Below are 16,007 nucleotides of genomic sequence, written 5' to 3' on the forward strand. Positions count from 1 at the left end.
GCACCCTCGCCATCGCCGCACGGGCCTCACCCACGGCGGTCACGAGCTCAGCGGTCAGCGCGGGTCCACGCGAGGCCCAGAACCTGTCCGGGTCGTTGTGATGGATCTCCAGCTCCGCCATGCCACCGAGTCTCCCGGCGACCACCGACAATCCGGGCCCGGTTTCCGGCCTCGACGACTCGTGTCACACGATGGTGTCAACAACGCGGAATGGCTTGCGGTGAAACAGATTCCGGGTACGCGCACCGCGACTCCCGGTCTGACGATGCGCCGCTGCCTGCCACGTCCCTCTGAACCCGCCGAGCGCACGGGCGTGTGATCGCATCACGAAATCGTGCTCGAAGATGCCGCGACTCGCGGTTGGAGATCCCAGGCTGGCCGTGGCGGGACAGTGCACCAGCCTGGGATGGTCTGGTGTGGTTAGAACCGGTGCCCGTAAAGCACGCTGCGAACAGCGCCGACGACGGAGCTGAACAGCGGAAGGGCCGGGTGCACCGGGTCCGGAGCGGTCGCCCAGAAGGCGACTGAGCGGTCCGTGAGGCCGGTGGGCAGCAGGACTCGCGCGTTCACCGGCTCTACGCCGGGGGGCAGTGGCCTGCGGCGCTGTTCGTCGGTCATCGGCTGGGTGAGGAAGGTCCACTCGGTGCGCTTGCCGGGGGTCGCGAGCACGGGGCCCGCGAGCATCCGCAGCCGCAGCCACCACTGCACTTCCGCCCCCAGACCCGCGCGCATTCGCAGGCCGCCCACGTGTTCGCCGAGGTCGAGGTACGCGCCGAGTGCGTCGCCGTCGACCGGCCAGCCCAGGGTGGTCCGGTAGTCAGGCACTTCGAAAGTGAGCGCGAGCGGTTGTGCGCCACCGTCCAGTGCGTGCAAGTCGGATAGTTCAGCCGCCGTCATGGCGAGCCACCTTTCGGCGTCGACTGGACGGGTGCGCCTCCTGTGGCGTGGTTGGTCCGAACGTCGACTTCTGTTCATCAGGATGAGTGATGGTGGCCCCGGTCACCCATCTCAGTAAGGCATAACCTTCGCCTGATGAGTGGTAAATCCGCTGGTCAGCGCTGTCTACACGCGAATGGACGCAGGCAGGATCCGCCGAAGGATCCCGTGCGGGTGACCGTGTCGGCGCCACTCTCTCGGGTAGCCCAGTGACACTTCCTGGAACAGGACGCCGTCGTGGTGGGTGATCCGTGGGATGTGCAGGTGCCCGTAGACCATCGCGGCGGTGGTGAAGCGGGTGTGCCAGTCGGCGGTCAGTTCCGTTCCGCACCACTGGGCAAACTCGGGGTAATGGAGGATCTTCGTGGGTTCGCGCACGAGCGGGTAGTGGTTCACCAGCACCAAGGGGAGGTCGCACGCGGCGAGGCGGGGCTCGGTCAGCGCCACCCGCGCGCGGCACCACTCGTCACGGGTCGGGTAGGGGTCGGGGTGCAGGTGGACCTCGTCGGCGCAGACGACGCCGGTCTCGTGGGCGTAGGCCAGCGACTCATCCTTGGAGGAACACCCCGGCGCGTGGAAGCTGTAGTCGTAGCCGATGAACAGCGGGGCGACGAGGACCGGACCGCCCTCGCCTTCCCACCGCTCGTACGGGTCTTCCGGCGTCACCACGCCGAGCCTGCGGCACATCGTGACGAGTGCCTCGTAGCGTTCGACGCCGCGGGCCTGGACCGGGTCGGCGGCGACGGTCCACAGCTCATGGTTGCCCGGCGCCCAGATCACCTTGGCGAACCGCTCCGCGAGCAGGCCGAGCGCCCACTCGATGTCGGGCACCTGGTCGGCTACGTCACCCGCGACAAGCAGCCAGTCGTCACTGGACTCGGGCCGCAACCCTTCGATGATCGCGCGGTTCTCCGCGTAGGTGATGTGCAGATCGCTGATAGCCAGGAGTGAGCCCACGCCTCGATACTCGCACGGGCGCCCGACACCGGTGATCTCACCCGCCCATCAGCTCCGCCGCCCGCTTGATCGCCTTGCGCACCCGGAAGTACGTCCCGCAGCGGCAGACGTTCTCGATCGCGTCGATGTCGGCGTCGGTGGGCTTCTTGGTCCGCTTGAGCAGCGCCACCGCCGCCATGATCTGCCCGGGCTGGCAGTAGCCGCACTGCGCGACATCCTGTTCCAGCCATGCCTGCTGCACCGGGTGCAGGACATCGCCGTCAGCGAGGCCCTCGATTGTCGTGACTTCCTTTCCCTGCGCGTCCGCGACCGGCACGACACAGGGGTTCACGGCCTTGCCGTTGATGTGGCTGGTGCACGCCTTGCAGACGTCGATGCCGCAGCCGTACTTCGGCCCCTTGACGCCCAGCTTGTCGCGCAGCGCCCACAGCAGCGGCAGGTCGGCGGGCGCGTCGACGGTGACGGTCTTGCCGTTCACGGAGAAGGTGTAGTTCGGCAACGGGTTCTCCTTAACGCGGGAACGGTTCGAAGTCGACCGGGAAGTTGATCGGGAAGCTGCGCGGCGCGATACCCGTGGCCCGCGCGTAGGCGTTGGCGATGGCGCCGACCGCCGCGGGGACACCGAGTTCACCGGCGCCGCCAGGCTCGCCGTCGGGCGGCATGATGAAGATCTTGACGTCGGTGGGGGAGTCCTTCTGCCGGGCGTAGTGGAACTGCGAGTAGCTGCCCTCCAGCGGCAGACCCCGGTCCAGGTGCAGACCGGCGCGCAGCGTCGTGGAGATCGCGTCGGTGAGGCCACCGAGGAGTTGCGACTCAAGGCCGCGCGGGTTGATCGGCCTGCCGTAGTCGGCGGCGATCACGGCCTTCACCACCCGCGGGTTCTTCTTGTCCCGGGCGTCGATCGTGACCAGGCACGCGGTGCACGACTTGTACTCCTCGTGGAAGCCGACGCCTTGGGCGAACCCGGCGGGCAGGCTCTGGCCCCACTTGCCTTCCGTGGCGACCTTGTTCAGCACGACGCGCTGCTTGTCGGTCTTGAGGAACTCCCGGCGGAACGCGACCGGGTCCTTCCCGAGTTTGCGCGCCAGCTCGTCGACCATGATCTCCTCGGCGCCGCGGGTGTTGGCGGAGTAGACCGAACGCCAGCTGCCCGTGTGCATCTTCAGCGGCACCTCGTTGAGGAGCTGCGTGGTGACACCGAAGTTGTAGGGCGACTTGATGGTCGTGAGGAACACCGTCTGCGCGAAGCTCAGGTTGCCGCCGACGGGCAGGTGGGCGGCGGTGGCGGTGAGGATCTCGCCGAGGCCGTGCCGGAAGTCGGTCTCGACGCTGGCGACCCGGTGCTCGAAGGTGAGCACGTTGCCCAGCGCGTAGGTCGCGCGGATCTTGTGGTGGCTGGCGGCGCGGGCCCGGCCGTGGCGCATGTCGTCGACGCGGCTCCACATGAGTTTGACCGGCCGCTTCATCGCCCTGGAGATGCGTGCGGCCTCCAACGCGGAGTCGAAGAACAGCCTGCGCCCGAACGAGCCGCCACCTTGGATCACGTGGACCTTGACGGCGTCCTGCGACAGCCCGAGCTCCTGGGCGATGGTCTGCTGGGCGACGATCGGGGACTTCAGACCGGCCCAGATCTCCGCGCGGTCGGCCCGCACGTCGGCGACCGCGGAGTTCGTCTCCAGCGGCGCGTGGCCGGCGAAGGCGAAGTCGAACTCCGCGTCGACGTACTGGGTCAGCAGCGGCGGCACCACGAACGGGAGCGCGGCGGCCCGCAGCTTCTTCTTGATCGTCGCGTCGGACTCGCCGTCGACGGTTCCCGCGTTCCAGGTGACCTTGAGCGCGCGCGTCGCGTCCAGCGCCTGCCCGAAGGTCTCGGCGGCGACGGCCACACCGGTCTGGATCACCGCGAGGTCGACCACGCCGGGCATCGCGCGCACCGCGGCGGCGTTGTCCACGGACTTGACCGTGCCGTTGATCGACGGCGGCCTGCGCACCATGGTCGGCAGCGCGCCGGGGATGTCCAGGTCGAGCGTGTACTGCTGCTTGCCGGTGACCATCGCGCGGGCGTCGATGCGTGAGGTCGCCTTGCCGATGAGCGTGAACTCGGACTCGGGCTTGAGCGCCGGCGACCCGACCGACAGCGCGGTGTTGGCCGCTTCCACGGCCAGCTCACCGAAGCTGACGTGCATCCCGTCGAGCGAGACCACCTCGCCCGCCTTGGTCCGCAGGCTCGACGCCTCCGTGTCCCACCGGGCGGCCGCGGCGGCGACCAGCCGGGTGCGGGCGGCCGCGGCGGCCCGTCGGACCGGCTCGTAGACCGAGCGGATGGTGTTGGAACCGCCGGTGAGCTGGTTGAACAGCAGCTCGGGGCGGGCGTCGTCGAGGCGGACGCGGACCTGCGAGAGTGGGACGTCCATCTCCTCGGCGACCAGCATCGCCGTGGCCGTGGTGATGCCCTGCCCGACTTCCGCGCGCGGCAGCCGCAGCGTCACCATGCCGTCGGACTCGACGGTCAAGATCAGCATGTTGGACGTGGGGGCCGCGGCGAGGATGAGGAGCTCGCCCAGGTCGATCAGGTCGGCGGGCGCGGGCGGCGTCGGGATGGCCGCCTCGGCCTTCGGCCCGAACTCATCGCCGGTGAGGTTCACCGCGATGGTCAGGGTGGGTGCGGCGACGAGGAACGCCAGAACCTGGCGCCTGGTTGGTGTGCCCATCGGAACCTTCCGTCTGGGCCAGTTGGGGGTCTGGCCTAGGCCGAACGGGGGTGTGACTCAAGGCACCTTAGGCAGAAAGTCTGTGCATACTCAACTAATCATGGACCCGGAGTGTTGCCTAAGTGACGAACGGTCGGGTTGGCGGGACGAAAGGCACCCATCTGCGGCGGCAAGATCACCGAACCAGCCACGGCAGGACCCCGGCGAGGAAGAGCTGAGGTGTAGGCGACCGCGAGGCCCGCGGCGGCGCCGAGCATGAGCGAGACGGCCTGGGCGCTGGTCAGCCGGGACTCGCGGAGCTCGCGATCGTACTCCCGTTGCCGGTCGTCCATCACCCGCTGCGCCATCGGCAGGTGATTCGGGTTCAGCGGCACGTTGAGAGGTCGAGGCCGTTCAGGTGCCGGGCGCGTGGCGAGGAGGTCACGCAGGCACTTAAAGAAGGCGGCGACTCCGAGCGCGACGGCCGGGGCGAATGCGGCGAGACCCAGCCATGGGGGACCGTTGTCGACGTTGCGGACGACCAGCCACCCGCCGAGTTCGAACACGAGGGCGGCGAGACCGAATCGCACCCCGAGGCTGACGCCGGGTCCGATCGCGGTCGCCCCTCGACTGCCCTGCTTGACTTGGATGATCGCGGCGGTGGTCTGGATGAGCGCGGCGGCGAACGAGATCCACGCGGGCCAGAAGTCCCTGGGCATGGCATCCCTCCACCGATGATCTTAGGTCGGTGGGCTCGAGTGATCGTCCTGGCCGGGTGATCTTGGCATCGGGACAATCGGGTGGATGAGAAGACGCGGCGAGTTGATGGCGAGCCCGACCTATCAGACAGCGCCGGTCTGCGCGGGGTGTGGGAACACGCCGCTGCTGGTGAAGATGGCGGCTGAGCGGATGGCTCACGGGTTCGGGAATGTGGCGGAGTCTTCGAGAAGTGCCGGTATCACAAGGGATGGCACGTGCTGATCGACCAGGCGGCCGACGAGGAGTGGCCTGGGCGGACGGTCAAGGTGCCGATTCCGCCGTATCGGTCGTGATGGTGGCCAGCCGCTTCGGGGACCAGGAGGAGGCGGGGAGGGTGAGCGTGCCCGCCTCGGGGTTCTTGGAATCGCGCACCTGAGCCACCGCCGAGTAGGCGACCTCGACGCAGTCCTGCTGGTGATTGCTGAAGCTCGACTTGCGCCACTCGACGTTCATGCTGTTTCAGCTCCGTTCGAAATCGGCCGCCATTCTCGCCATGAAGTTCACCGAATCGGCGGACCCGAGCGCGACCCTCGTCAGGGTAGTCGCAACTTGCCGGAACAGGCTTGTGTCTTCTGGGTGGTCCAGGAAGCCAGACGCGGCTTCATGCTCCACGTAGACGATCGACGGTGCTTTGGCGAAATCGAGAAGCGAGAAGTGCCCACCTGGGTTGCGGTATCCGCCATGGCGGAACGGGATGACTTGGATCGTGAGGTTGGGCTGCTTGGCCATGTCGATCAGCCAGTGGATCTGCTCGACCATGGCGGCGGAGCCGCCATAGGCCCGGCGAAGGGCCGCCTCGTCGAGGACGGCGAGGTAGGTGGGGCCGACCAGTTTGGTCAGCACCTGCTGGCGATTCATCCGCTCGGCGACCCTCCCAGGCAAATCGGCCTCGGCGATTCCGCCGAGGCCGATGACCGCCCGCGCGTAGTCGGGGGTCTGCAGTAGCCCTGGAATGATCGACGGTGCGAAGTTCACGATGCCCGTTGCTTCCGCTTCGAAGTTCGCCAGGGCGGGCCATCCCCGGGTGAGTTGCACGCCGTGCCAGCCGATGGGGTTGACCTCCTCAACCATCGCCATGATCCGCTTGCGTTCGGCGCCGATCACCCCGTAGATCGCGAGCAAGGCCGACACGTCGGCCACTGTCGCCGTCCGCTTGGCGTTCTCCAAGCGGTTCAAGGTCGCGATGGACATGCCGAGCTTGGCGGCGGCTTGGCGGGTGGTGAGGCCGGCCGCTTCGCGAAGCTTCGTCAGTTCTGTTGCGAGGGCACGCAATCGGGCCGGTAGTCGTTCGCTCATGTCCTCATGAGATCAGAAGTTTCCCTGCCCGCGAATGCCACTAACGGCTGAGCGTTCTCGGGGTATGAAACGCCACCACCGCCGGCCACAACGACTGGGCCGCCGCCAGCACCCGCTCCGATAAACCTACCCATCGCTCCGCGCGCAGCGATAACCCGAAAGCGGCGAGCAGGGTCAGCAAGATCAAGCCCGCTATCCGCGATCTCCGGGTACCCGCAAGCAAAGGCCAGACCGACATCAGCCCGAAGGCCGCGGCCGCCACCGGTGCGTGAGTCTCCGACGGCTGCGGAAACACCGCCACCGCCGCTGTGGCCACCCCGCCCACCGCCAGCACCACGCGGGCGCTGACCGGAGTCGACCTCAGGCCGGTCGCCGTCACGATGTGGCAGATGCCGGTGATGGCCAGACCCGTCGTCATGATCCAGCGTTCGTCGGCGTTGATCGCCGCCAAGGCGCTGATCGTGTCGCGGACCGAGTTGAAGTCCGCCGTCCTCGCCGCGGCGATGGTCCAGCCGCCGATGAGCGCCACCGGGGCCAGCGCCGACGACACGCGGGCCCACGGCGCCGTCACGCTTCGGCCAGGGTGTCGAGGATGCCTTGGCCGTACTTGGCCAGTTTGTTCTCGCCGACACCGCTGATGGTGCCCAGTTCCTCCAGGGTGGACGGGGTTTGGGTGGCGATCTGGCGCAGGGTGGCGTCGTGGAAGATCACGTACGCCGGGACGCCCTGTTCCTTCGCGGTGGCTCCTCGCCAGGCGCGGAGGCGTTCGAAGATGGGGGTGGCCTCGGCGGGCATGTCCACGGCGGCGGCCGCGGGCTTGCGGGTGCGAGGCTGGCGGGTGCGTTCGGGCTCGCGGCGGAGCATGACCTGGCGGGTGCGGCCGAGGACTTCGGCGCTGGTCTCGGTCAGGGCCAGGGTTCCGTAGTCGCCTTCGACGGCCAGCAAGCCCTGGGCGAGGAGTTGGCGGACTACGCCACGCCATTCGCTGTCGTTGAGTTCGGTGCCGATGCCGAAGACGGTGAGCTGGTCGTGGCGGAACTGGGTGATCTTCTCGGTCTGCTTGCCCAGCAGGATGTCGATCACCTGGCCCGCGCCGAACTTCTGGTTGCGCTCGCGGTCGAGCCGGAACACCGTCGACAGCAGTTTCTGCGCGGGGACCGTGCCGTCCCAGGACTCCGGGGGAGTCAGGCACGTGTCGCAGTTGCCGCAGGCCTTGCCCTCCTGGCTGAAGTAGTTGAGGAGCTGCACGCGCCTGCACTCGACGGTCTCGCACAGCGCGAGCATGGCGTCGAGGTGGGCGCTGAGCCTGCGTCGGTGGGCGAAGTCGCCCTCCGAAGTCTCGATCATCTTGCGCTGCTGCACGACATCGGCCAGGCCGTACGCCAGCCACGCGGTCGACGGCAGGCCGTCGCGGCCCGCGCGGCCGGTCTCCTGGTAGTAGCCCTCGACCGACTTCGGCAGGTCCAGGTGCGCGACAAACCGGACGTCCGGCTTGTCGATGCCCATGCCGAACGCGATCGTGGCCACCACGATCAGACCGTCCTCGCGCAGGAAGCGGCTCTGGTTGCGCGCACGCACCCGCGAGTCGAGGCCGGCGTGATACGGAACCGCCGGAATTCCGTTCTGCACAAGGAATTCCGCCGTCTTCTCCACCGACGCGCGGGACAGGCAGTAGACGATGCCCGCGTCGCCCGCGTGCTCGGTGCGCAGCAGGTCGAGCAGCTGCTTCTGCGCGCTGTTCTTCGGGACGATCCGGTATTGGATGTTCGGCCGGTCGAAGCTGGCCACGAAGTGCTTGGCCTCGCCCAGGTTCAGCCGTTGCGCGATCTCCGCGTGGGTCGCCTTCGTCGCTGTGGCGGTCAGGGCGATACGCGGGATGTCCGGCCAGCGTTCGTGCAAGTCCGAGAGCGCCAGGTAGTCCGGGCGGAAGTCGTGGCCCCACTGCGACACACAGTGCGCCTCGTCGATCGCGAACAGCGAGACCTTGCCCCGGTCGAGCAGCCGAGTCGTCGATTCCAGCCGCAGCCGCTCGGGCGCGAGGTAGAGCAAGTCGAGTTCGCCGTTGACGAACGCGTCCTCGGTCTCGCGCCGCTCCTGCGAGTCCTGCGTCGAGTTGAGGAATCCCGCGCGCACACCAAGGTTTCGCAGCGCGTCGACCTGATCTTGCATGAGCGCGATGAGCGGCGAGATCACCACGCCCACACCCTCGCGGACCAGCGCGGGAATCTGGTAACACAGCGACTTGCCGCCGCCGGTCGGCATCAACACCAGCGCGTCGCCACCGCCGACGACGTGACTGATGATCGCTTCCTGGTCGCCGCGGAAGGCGTCGTAGCCGAAGATCCGGCGCAGGACGTCGAGCTCGGGCGTCAGGGTGTCGGCGGAAGTCACGCCAGCGATCCTACGAGGTTTCGCCCGCCTTCGGCGGACCCGCGCCGCGACCTGTGGACAACTCGGCTCAGCCCAGGTCGCGGGCCAGCGCCCGGCCCGCCGCGCGGCCGGAGAAGATGCAGCCGCCGAGGAACGTCCCTTCAAGCGCGTTGTACCCGTGGACACCCCCGCCGCCGAAGCCCGCGACCTCGCCCGCCGCGTAGAGGCCGTCGAACACCGTCTCGTCCGGCCGGATGACCTGCGAGTCCAAATTGGTCTCCAGGCCACCCAACGTCTTGCGGGTCAACAGGTTCAGCCGGACCGCGATCATCGGGCCGTGCGCTGGGTCCTGCAGCTTGTGCGGCTTCGCGATCCGCATGACCTTGTCCGACAGGTACGTGCGGCCGTTGCGGATCGCCATGATCTGCATGTCCTTGGAGAACGTGTTGTCCAACTCGCGGTCGCGCGCGACCACTTCACGCTCCACCTGGTCGAACGCCAGCGCCGGGCTCGTGCCGAGCGCGTTCATCCCGTCGACGAGGTCGCGCAAGTTGTCACGGACGACGAAGTCCGCACCCTTGTTCTTGAACGCGTCGACCGGCGCGGGCGCGCCCTTCTTGATCCGGCTCAGCAGCAGCCGCACATCCTTGCCGGTGAAGTCCGGGTTCTGCTCGGAGCCCGACAGCGCGAACTCTTTCTCGATGATCGACTGGGTCAGGATGAACCAGGTGTGGTCGTACCCGGTGCCGACGATGTGCTTGAGGGTGCCGAGGCTGTCGAAGCCGGGGAACAGCGGCACCGGCAGCCGCTTGCCGGTCGCGTCGAGCCACAGCGACGACGGGCCGGGCAGGATCCGGATGCCGTGCGCGGGCCAGATCGGGTCCCAGTTCTGGATTCCCTCGGTGTAGTGCCACATCCGGTCGCGGTTGACGATGTTGCCGCCCGCCGCCTCGGTGATCTCCAGCATCCGGCCGTCGACGTGCGCGGGGACACCGGTGATCATCTTCTCCGGCACCCGGCCGAACCGCTCGACCGGCCAGTTCTTGCGCACCAGCTCGGGATTGCCGCCGATGCCACCCGACGTCACCACGACGGCCTGCGCGCGCAGCTCGAAGTCACCCGCGCGCGTGCGCGAAGACTTCAGGCCGCGCGTGAGCTCGCAGGGCTCCAGGACCGTGCCGCGCACGCCGACGGCCGCGCCGCCCTCGACGATCAGGTCATCGACCTGGTGGCGGTGTTTGAAGGTGACCAGGCCGCGCTCGACCGCCGCGAGCACCGGCTCGGCGAACACCCGCACGACCTCCGGCCCGGTGCCCCAGGTCAGGTGGAAGCGGGGGACCGAGTTCCCGTGGCCCCACGCCATGCCGGAGCCGCGCTCTGCCCAGCCGACCGTCGCCATCACGCGCAGGCCGAGATCGCGCAGGTAGGAGCGCTTCTCGCCGGCGGCGAAACCGACGTACGCCTCAGCCCACTGGCGCGGCCAGTGGTCCTCGCGCTCGCGGTCGAAGCCCGCGCTGCCGAGCCAGTCCTGCAGAGCCAGCTCGTAGGAGTCCTTGATCCGCAGCCTGCGCTGCTCCGGGCTGTCAACCAGGAACAGTCCGCCCAGCGACCAGAACGCCTGGCCGCCTAGGTTCGCGGCGCTCTCCTGGTCGACCACGACCACCCGTCGACCGGCCTGGACCAGCTCGTAGGTCGCGACCAGGCCTGCGAGACCCGCTCCGACGACGATGACATCCGAGACATCCGCGTCAGTCATGTTGCCCCTTCGCTGTATGCGCGTACGACGTTGACGAACAACTGCTGACGCGCGGCCCACACGGCCTTGTCGTCGGGTTCGATCAGGCACTGCACGGCGGTCCCGTCGTGCACCGCCACCAGCGCCATGCCCAGCGCGCGGCGGTCGGTGATCCGCAGTCCGGCGGCGCTCAGCGCGGACTCGAGGATCGGCATGATCGTCGCGAGGATCGCCTCCTCGCGGGCCGCCACCACCCGGCGCAGCGCGGGGTTGCGCAGGGCGTGCGCGGTGAACTCGGCGGTGACCCGGAACCACGTGTCGTCCACGGGGATCACGGCCAGCACGCGCTCGATCGCCGCCTCCAGCGAGGACGCCTCGGGGGCGTCGGTCAACTCGTCGCGCAGGTCGGACAGCATTCGCTCCGAGCGCTGCTCCCACATGGCCAGGAACAGCTCGTCGAGGGAGACGAAGTTGGAGTAGAACGCGCCGCGGGTGTAGCCGGCGCGCTCGCACACCTGCTCCACGGTGGAGGCGCCGAAGCCCTGCTCGGCGAAGACCTCCAGGGCGGCGTCGAGCAGCCGCTGACGGGTCTCACCCCGGCGTTTGGTGACGCGCTTGGTCTCGGACACGCCGGCAGCGTACCTCGTATTGGATACATTTCTGTATCCGATGCGAAGTTGTCTCTATTGGAGCAGGTCGCGGACCTCAGTGAGGCGGGCGTCGTTGGCGGCGTACCAGACCCAGTTGCCGCGGCGCTCGCGGTCGAGGAGCCCGGCGTCGGTGAGGATCCGCAGGTGGTGGGACACGGTGGGCTGGCTCAGGTCCAGCGCGTCGACCAGATCGCCCACGCAGACCTCGCCCGCGGGCGCCGCGCGGATCAGGGAGAGCAGGCGCAGCCGACCCGGGTCGGCCAGGGCCTTGAGGACGTTGGACAGCCGCTCGGCGTCGGTCTGGCCGAGGACCGCGTCGCCGATCGGGGCGCAGCACAACGGGTCGGTGGCGCACTCCGGGTCGCTCGGCGCTTTGAGGCGGCGCACTCTGGGGGCGGATGTCACAGCGTCGACACTACCCAGTCGATTGACACCGGTCGATCCTGCTGATGGACTGCATCGACACTTGTAAATCTGGTTCGGGAGCGGCATGACGGCGGTACGGGAGTCAGTGGCGATTTCACTCGGGCGGCGGGTCGCGGCCGAAGCCGTCGGGACCGGCGTCCTCGTCGCGACGGTGGTCGGCTCCGGGATCATGGGCCAGGTGCTCGCACCCGACCAGGTGCTGCTGCAGCTGCTCTGCAACGCCGTCGCGACGGTCGCGGTCCTGGGTGTGCTGATCTCGCTGATGGGGTCGGTCTCCGGTGCCCACTTCAACCCGGCGGTCACTCTCGCCGACGCGTTCGCGGGCCGGATCACCTGGTCGGCGGCTTCGACCTACATCGGATCGCAGCTGGTCGGCGGGTGTCTGGGCACGATCCTGGCGCACGCCATGTTCGAGCAGCCGCTGGTCCAGTGGACCGGCAAGACACGCGGCGGTGTCGGTCAGCTGATCGGTGAGGCGGTCGCCACGGCGGGCCTGCTGCTGGTGATCGCGATGCTGGTCCGGACCGGGCGCGGCGCGCTCGCGCCGGTCATGGTCCCGGCCTGGATCCTCGGCGCCTACTTCTTCACCTCGTCCACCTCCTTCGCGAACCCGGCCGTCACCGTCGGCCGGGCGCTCACCGGGTCGTTCGCCGGGATCGACCCGGCGTCGGTGCCCGCGTTCGTCGCCGCCCAACTGGTCGGCGCCGCGGTCGGGGTCGGCTTGGCCGTGCTGTTGCTGGGCAAGGAGTCCCGATGAGCGGGCTGCCCGAACCGTCCGCGGAGGAGGTCCGGCACGAACTCGGCCGGATCACCGACGAACTGACCGAGCGGTACACCGGGACTTTCGACCGCGACACCGTCTCGCGGTTCGTGTTCGAGTCCTACGACCTGCTCGCGTCCCACGCGACCGTGCGCAACCACCTTGTCGCGCTTACCTCGCACTTCGCCAAAGACCGGCTCGCCGCGCACGCCGAGAGCATCGGGTCCGGCTCGGTGCCGCAGGTGCTGTTCCTCTGCGTGCACAACGCGGGCCGCTCGCAGATGGCCGCCGCGCTGCTGCGCAGGCACGCGATGGGCCGGGTGTCGGTCCGCTCCGCCGGGTCGGCGCCGACCGGGGTGCTCAACCCGACCTGCGTGGAGTCGCTCGCCGAGATCGGCATCGAACTCACCGAGGCGTTCCCGAAGCCGCTGACCGACGAGATCGTGAACACCGCCGACGTCGTCGTGTCCATGGGCTGCGGCGACACCTGTTCGGTGTACCCAGGGAAGAGTTACCTCGAGTGGGATGTGCCCGACCCCGCGGGTCAGCCCATCGCCGTCGTGCGCCGGATCCGCGACGACCTCGACAACCGTGTCCGACAACTCCTCGACGACCTCACCGGAGGCACTGACTCATGACCACCATCCCCGAAGTGCTGTTCGTCTGCGTGCACAACGCGGGCCGCTCGCAGATGGCGGCCGCGCTGCTCACGCACTACGCGATGGGCCGCGTCGCGGTGCGTTCGGCCGGGTCCGAGCCCGCGGAGAAGGTCAACCCGGCCGCGGCGGCAGCGGTGGCCGAGTGGGGTCTCGACATCACCGCGGAGGTGCCGTCCAAGCTGTCCACTGAGGACGTTGAGGCGTCCGACGTGGTGATCACCATGGGCTGCGGCGACACGTGCCCGGTGTTCCCCGGCAAGCGCTACCTGGACTGGCAGCTCGAAGACCCGGCGGGCCAGGGCATCGACGCCGTCCGCCCGATCCGCGACGACATCGACCGGCGCGTCCGCGGCCTGCTCGCCGAACTCCTCGACACCTGACCTACGGGGTGGTTTTGGCTGCCCTTTGGGGCAGGGGCGTCACGATCTTCGGGGGAATTCGACGGCCATGGCAGGAGTGTCGAGCGAAAGGCGATTGCCATGGCCACCGAGTTCAAGTTCGTCGTCGACGGGATCGATCTCAGCGAGGAGCAGCGCGCCGCCATCGCGCAGGCGGTCGCGGCGGCGGGGACGGTCGCGCTGACCGACACCATCGGCCGGGACGTGCCGTACTTCGAGGTGGGTGGCATCAACCTGCGCCGGTGGGAGCTGATCGGCAGGTACCTGCTGGCGGGCGACCGCGCGGAGAAGCTCGGCGGGCAGGTCCAGGGCTTGATCGACGGCCGCTGAGATGACCGGGCACACCTGCCCGAGCGCGAGTGCCGCGCCCGGCGCCACGCTGCTGGGTGTCTTCGGGCCGAACGGGCGGGCGATCTTCACCCCGCACGGGCCGAAGCTCACCCCGGAGCTGCGCGACACGCTCGCCGCGTCGACCGAGGGGCCGCTGGAGGCCCGGTTCCGGTTTGCCGCGCCCTGCGCGCAGTCAGCGTGCGTGTTCTGGGACGGCTCCTGCCGGGCGGTCGACGCCGCGCACGAGGATTACGGCTCGCCGGACGCGGCGGCGCTGCCTGAGTGCGGCATCCGGGACACGTGTCGGTGGTGGGCGCAGGAAGGGGCACGTGCCTGCGCGGTCTGCCCGCTGGTGCGCACCGCCGCGACGGACGTGAATGCCTCATAAGAATTCCTGAATTACTCACGAATTCCCGAGCACAACTGAAGAAGACGCCCATTGTCGGCGAATGAAACGATCTCCTCCGACGGGAACTCCGTCGTCAGGAACGTCGTTCTTCGCCGGATCTCCCTTGTCATGGCAACGGAATCCGCGTCGACAAGGGGGAGCGGATGCTCGACCGACGAAAGCTGCTGGGCATCGGGGGCGTCGCGGGAGCCACGATGCTGGTCTCGCCGATGTGGATCGGCAACGCCGCGCCCGGGGCGGGCCACCACGGCCCCGGACGCAACGCCGGACCTCGGGCGGCGCGCACCGGGATGACCTCGCCCGCGTTCACGCCGTTCGCCGCGCGGATGCCGGAGTCGCGGGTCCTGGCGCCGGTCAGCCGGACCGCGGACACCGACATCTACCAGCTTCCGGTGCAGGCCAAGACAATCGAGATTCTGCCCGGCTACCAGACGCCCGTGCTGACCTACGGCGGCGACTTCCCCGGCCCCACCATCCGGGCGCGGGCGGGCCGACGGGTCAAGCTCAACGTGCGCAACAAGCTCCCGCAGGACGTCAACGTCCACCTGCACGGCGGGCACGTCTCGGCGGCCAACGACGGCTACCCGACGGAGCTAATCGCTGGCGCCGCCGGGCGGGTGTACGAGTACCCGAACACCCAGCAGGGCGCGACTCTCTGGTACCACGACCACAGCCACGGCACCGAGGCCGAACACGTGTACCGGGGCCTGCACGGGCTCTACGTGATCGACGACCCGGGCGAGAACCACCTCGGGCTGCCCTGCGGGCGCTACGACGTGCCGATCACGTTGCGCGACGCGCAGTTCGACGCGACCGGCGCCTTCGTGTGGGGTGTCCACCCCGGCGAGCGTGACGTCACGCTGGTCAACGGCAAACCGGTCCCGCACTACCCGGTCGCCAGGCGCAAGTACCGTTTCCGGTTCGCCAACGCGGCCACGGAGCGAGTGTTCCAATTGGACCTCGGCGGCGCGGAGATGATCCAGATCGGCTCTGACGGCGGTTTGCTGCCCGCGCCGATCCGGCGTACCGAGATCACCCTCGGGTCCGCCGAGCGGATGGACATCGTGATCGACTTCGCCCGGTACCCGCTCGGCACGAAGCTCGTCCTGAACGACCCGCGCGGCCCGGTGATGCGCTTCGACGTGACCCGCGAGGCGTTCGACAACAGCCGGGTCCCCGACACGCTGCGCGCGCTTCCCGTCATGCCGCCCGCGACCGTCGACCGGCGCGTGTCGATGACGTTCGACATGAGCAGCGAGGTTCCGCTGGGGCTGATGGACGGCAAGCCCTTCGACCACAACCGGGTCGACATGCAGATCAAGCGGGGCGCTTCGGAGAATTGGAGCCTTTACAACGGCGACACCGAGTTCGGCATCACGCACACGTTCCACATGCACCTGGTGCAGTTCAAGATCCTTGACCGCGACGGCAAACCGCCCACACTTGACGACGCGGGCCGCAAGGACACGGTGTTCGTCGCGCCCGGTGAGACCGTCCGCGTGCAGGCGCATTTCGACAGCGAGTTCCTCGGCAAGTACATGTACCACTGCCACTACATGGAGCACTCGTCGCTGGGCATGATGGCGCAGATGGAGATCATGCCCTGAGCTGGCGTCGGGTCCGGTCCACAGT

The 16,007-nt window shown here is 68.7% G+C and carries 18 protein-coding genes; 6 read left to right on the top strand and 12 right to left on the bottom strand.

The window, feature by feature from the left end:
- Positions 1–420: 420 nt before the first annotated feature.
- The 12 genes from ACRDSQ_RS05930 to ACRDSQ_RS05985 all read right to left on the bottom strand — a co-directional run bounded on the left by ACRDSQ_RS05930 (position 421) and on the right by ACRDSQ_RS05985 (position 11,798).
- The gene (locus tag ACRDSQ_RS05930; RefSeq protein WP_431419482.1) at positions 421–825 is read right to left on the bottom strand and encodes a hypothetical protein; all 405 of its coding nucleotides are present in this window, start codon (positions 823–825) and stop codon (positions 421–423) included.
- Positions 826–1,062: 237 nt separating this feature from the next.
- The gene (locus ACRDSQ_RS05935; protein WP_431419484.1) at positions 1,063–1,893 is read right to left on the bottom strand and encodes a metallophosphoesterase family protein; all 831 of its coding nucleotides are present in this window, start codon (positions 1,891–1,893) and stop codon (positions 1,063–1,065) included.
- A gap of 37 nt (positions 1,894–1,930) precedes the next feature.
- Positions 1,931–2,392 (bottom strand): (2Fe-2S)-binding protein, encoded by a 462-nt coding sequence (locus ACRDSQ_RS05940; RefSeq protein ID WP_431419486.1) that lies wholly within the window; start codon positions 2,390–2,392, stop codon positions 1,931–1,933.
- A gap of 10 nt (positions 2,393–2,402) precedes the next feature.
- Complete coding sequence (locus ACRDSQ_RS05945; RefSeq protein ID WP_431419488.1) at positions 2,403–4,604, bottom strand: molybdopterin cofactor-binding domain-containing protein; 2,202 nt, start codon at positions 4,602–4,604, stop codon at positions 2,403–2,405.
- A 98-nt stretch (positions 4,605–4,702) separates the two neighbouring features.
- Positions 4,703–5,302, bottom strand: coding sequence for a hypothetical protein (locus ACRDSQ_RS05950; RefSeq protein ID WP_431419490.1), 600 nt, complete (start codon positions 5,300–5,302; stop codon positions 4,703–4,705).
- Between the two features lie 301 nt (positions 5,303–5,603).
- Positions 5,604–5,795, bottom strand: coding sequence for a DUF397 domain-containing protein (locus tag ACRDSQ_RS05955; protein ID WP_431419492.1), 192 nt, complete (start codon positions 5,793–5,795; stop codon positions 5,604–5,606).
- A 6-nt stretch (positions 5,796–5,801) separates the two neighbouring features.
- Positions 5,802–6,638 carry a helix-turn-helix domain-containing protein gene (locus tag ACRDSQ_RS05960; protein WP_431419494.1) on the bottom strand — a complete coding sequence of 279 codons (837 nt, stop codon included), beginning with the start codon at positions 6,636–6,638 and terminating at the stop codon, positions 5,802–5,804.
- Between the two features lie 40 nt (positions 6,639–6,678).
- Positions 6,679–7,209, bottom strand: a complete 531-nt coding sequence (locus tag ACRDSQ_RS05965; RefSeq protein ID WP_431419495.1) for a DUF998 domain-containing protein — start codon at positions 7,207–7,209, stop codon at positions 6,679–6,681.
- Entirely contained in the window at positions 7,206–9,029 is a 1,824-nt protein-coding gene (gene recQ / locus ACRDSQ_RS05970) for a DNA helicase RecQ (protein ID WP_431419497.1), read from the bottom strand. Before recQ ends, ACRDSQ_RS05965 begins: the two co-directional genes overlap by 4 nt.
- A gap of 67 nt (positions 9,030–9,096) precedes the next feature.
- Positions 9,097–10,764, bottom strand: a complete 1,668-nt coding sequence (locus ACRDSQ_RS05975; protein ID WP_431419499.1) for an FAD-binding dehydrogenase — start codon at positions 10,762–10,764, stop codon at positions 9,097–9,099.
- A complete protein-coding gene (locus tag ACRDSQ_RS05980; RefSeq protein WP_431419500.1) occupies positions 10,761–11,372 on the bottom strand; it encodes a TetR/AcrR family transcriptional regulator in 612 nt (203 codons plus the stop codon). The genes ACRDSQ_RS05975 and ACRDSQ_RS05980 overlap by 4 nt, the downstream gene beginning before the upstream one ends.
- Positions 11,373–11,426: 54 nt before the next feature.
- Complete coding sequence (locus ACRDSQ_RS05985; protein ID WP_431419501.1) at positions 11,427–11,798, bottom strand: ArsR/SmtB family transcription factor; 372 nt, start codon at positions 11,796–11,798, stop codon at positions 11,427–11,429.
- 106 nt (positions 11,799–11,904) lie between these two features.
- Here ACRDSQ_RS05985 and ACRDSQ_RS05990 point away from each other — a divergent pair, with 106 nt between their 5' ends.
- The 6 genes from ACRDSQ_RS05990 to ACRDSQ_RS06015 all read left to right on the top strand — a co-directional run bounded on the left by ACRDSQ_RS05990 (position 11,905) and on the right by ACRDSQ_RS06015 (position 15,982).
- Positions 11,905–12,576, top strand: coding sequence for an aquaporin (locus ACRDSQ_RS05990; protein ID WP_431419503.1), 672 nt, complete (start codon positions 11,905–11,907; stop codon positions 12,574–12,576).
- Positions 12,573–13,217, top strand: coding sequence for an arsenate reductase ArsC (locus tag ACRDSQ_RS05995; RefSeq protein WP_431419505.1), 645 nt, complete (start codon positions 12,573–12,575; stop codon positions 13,215–13,217). Before ACRDSQ_RS05990 ends, ACRDSQ_RS05995 begins: the two co-directional genes overlap by 4 nt.
- On the top strand, positions 13,214–13,618 hold the full coding sequence (locus ACRDSQ_RS06000; RefSeq protein ID WP_431419506.1) for an arsenate reductase ArsC: 405 nt from the start codon (positions 13,214–13,216) through the stop codon (positions 13,616–13,618). Before ACRDSQ_RS05995 ends, ACRDSQ_RS06000 begins: the two co-directional genes overlap by 4 nt.
- Before the next feature lie 99 nt (positions 13,619–13,717).
- Positions 13,718–13,966: a hypothetical protein gene (locus ACRDSQ_RS06005; protein WP_431419508.1), complete on the top strand. Its 249-nt coding sequence runs from the start codon at positions 13,718–13,720 to the stop codon at positions 13,964–13,966.
- 1 nt (position 13,967) lies between these two features.
- The gene (locus tag ACRDSQ_RS06010; protein ID WP_431419510.1) at positions 13,968–14,354 is read left to right on the top strand and encodes a hypothetical protein; all 387 of its coding nucleotides are present in this window, start codon (positions 13,968–13,970) and stop codon (positions 14,352–14,354) included.
- Between the two features lie 164 nt (positions 14,355–14,518).
- Complete coding sequence (locus ACRDSQ_RS06015; protein WP_431419512.1) at positions 14,519–15,982, top strand: multicopper oxidase family protein; 1,464 nt, start codon at positions 14,519–14,521, stop codon at positions 15,980–15,982.
- Positions 15,983–16,007: the final 25 nt, after the last annotated feature.

This window comes from Actinokineospora sp. (assembly GCF_050699995.1).
Taxonomy (GTDB): Bacteria; Actinomycetota; Actinomycetes; order Mycobacteriales; family Pseudonocardiaceae; genus Actinokineospora.